Annotated in this window: 1 protein-coding gene; it reads right to left on the bottom strand. The window is 60.0% G+C overall.

What is annotated here, in order from left to right:
• Nucleotides 1-88: 88 nt before the first annotated feature.
• Nucleotides 89-1,591 (bottom strand): CoA-acylating methylmalonate-semialdehyde dehydrogenase, encoded by a 1,503-nt coding sequence (locus tag WBF74_RS06275; protein ID WP_424436835.1) that lies wholly within the window; start codon nt 1,589-1,591, stop codon nt 89-91.
• Nucleotides 1,592-2,051: the final 460 nt, after the last annotated feature.

The following is a 2,051-nucleotide window of genomic DNA, read 5'->3' as shown; positions in this document are numbered from 1 at the left end:
GACCCATATGAGAATGGCGCCTCCCTTTCGGAAGGCGCCATTTTCAGGAATATTTGGGCGATATTGGCCCCATCGGTGGGTCGCCAGCCTATTTCATCGTCGGAATGACGAAGGAAGAACCTTCCTTCACGCCGCCTGTGGGCCAGCGGGAAGTCACCGTCTTGATCCGCGTCCAGAACTTCACGCCTTCCGGCCCGTGCTGGTTCGTGTCGCCAAAGGCAGACCGCTTCCAGCCGCCAAATGTGTGATAGGCAAGCGGCACCGGCAGCGGCACGTTGATGCCGACCATGCCGACCTGCACCCGCGAGGCGAAGGTGCGCGCCGCATCGCCATCCCGCGTGAAGATTGCAACGCCATTGCCATATTGGTGATTGGTCGGCAGCGACACCGCGTCATCAAAGCTCTTTGAACGGACGATCTGGAGCACCGGACCGAAGATTTCGTCGTTATAGCTCTTCATCTCCGGCGTCACATGATCGAAGAGAGAACCGCCAAGGAAGAAGCCGTTTTCATAGCCCTGAAGCTTGAAGTCGCGGCCATCAACGAGAAGCTTCGCGCCTTCCTTCACACCGAGATCGATATAGGACTTCACCTTTTCGAGATGCGCCTTGCTGATGAGCGGGCCGTAATCGCTGTCGGGTTCGGTTGAGAGACCGACCTTGAGCGACTGCACGCGCGGCACGAGCTTTTCGATAAGACGGTCCGCCGTTTCCTCACCCACGGGCACGGCAACCGAAATCGCCATGCAGCGCTCGCCCGCCGAGCCATAGCCTGCGCCGATGAGATCATTCACGACCTGATCCATGTCGGCATCCGGCATGATGATCGCATGGTTCTTCGCACCACCCATCGCCTGCACACGCTTTCCATGTGCGGCAGCCGTGGAATAGACGTAATGGGCAATGTCAGACGAGCCGACAAAGCTCACCGCCGGAATGGCCGGATGTGTGAGGATCGCATCCACCGCTTCCTTGTCGCCATTGACGACATTGAGCACACCGGCAGGTGCGCCTGCCTCCATCATCAGTTCCGCAAGACGGAGCGGCACGGAGGGGTCTTTCTCGGAAGGCTTGCAGATGAAGGTGTTGCCGCAGGCAATCGCCACGCCGAACATCCACATCGGAATCATGGCCGGGAAGTTGAACGGCGTGATGCCCGCCACAACGCCGAGCGGCTGACGCATCGAATACATGTCAATGCCGGGGCCGGCGCCTTCCGTGAACTCGCCCTTCATGAGATGCGGGATGCCGCAGGCGAACTCGATCACTTCAAGACCACGCTGAATGTCGCCGCGTGAATCTGCGAGCACCTTTCCGTGCTCGGAGGAGAGCATATGGGCAAGCTCATCCATATTCGCTTCGACGAGGCGCTTGAATTCGAACATCACGCGAGCGCGGCGCTGCGGATTGGTGGCCGCCCAGTCCGGGAAGGCGGCAGCGGCCGCCTCGACGGCGCTGTTCAGCTCTGCCGCCGTTGCGAGCGGGGTGCGCGCAGTCACCTCACCTGTATTCGGATTGGTGACATCCAGAAACCGGCCGCTCTTGCCGGTCACATGGGCGCCGCCGATGAAATGCGTGAGTTCCTTTGCCATATCCTGCCCGCGCGGCGCTTGCGCTTCGCGCGTCTCCCTTGGATGTATGATTTTACAACCCTGTTTAGCGCGCTCCTCAACCGGCCAGCAAGGGCCGCTGCCGCAGGCTCACGTCCGAAATGCGCATTTCGGCGTCGTTTCGGCTCCGTTTCAGACCTGCCGCGGCGTAAACCACATGAAAAAGAATTGCCGAGTGTGGCCCTTTCACTGTGGTATTTTTCCCCAAATCATCCCTAACATCGCATTCGGGCGCCCGCCTGAACCGTGGGAGCGTGAAGCGGGGGGTCCTGGATCGGGCTGCGGGGGGTGCCTGCAGCCGGGGTGAAACACTGGGCGAAAACGCCAAGAGGAAAAGACCATGTCCAACTTCATGAAAACCGCCATCGTCATCATCCTGCTCGCTGTGGTGGCAGTATTCGCCTACCAGCAGCTCGGCAATGATGACCAGACGGTGCAAGAC

It is taken from the genome of Parvibaculum sp. (assembly GCF_049672805.1).
Lineage (GTDB): Bacteria > Pseudomonadota > Alphaproteobacteria > Parvibaculales > Parvibaculaceae > Parvibaculum.
Note: the sequence above shows the minus strand (reverse complement) of the source record. Positions and strands in the feature narration are given on the sequence as shown.

Bases quoted from the DNA above. Each gene is read 5' to 3' on its own strand.
- WBF74_RS06275 (WP_424436835.1), bottom strand. From the start codon at position 1,591: ATGGCAAAGGAACTCACGCATTTCATCGGCGGCGCCCATGTGACCGGC.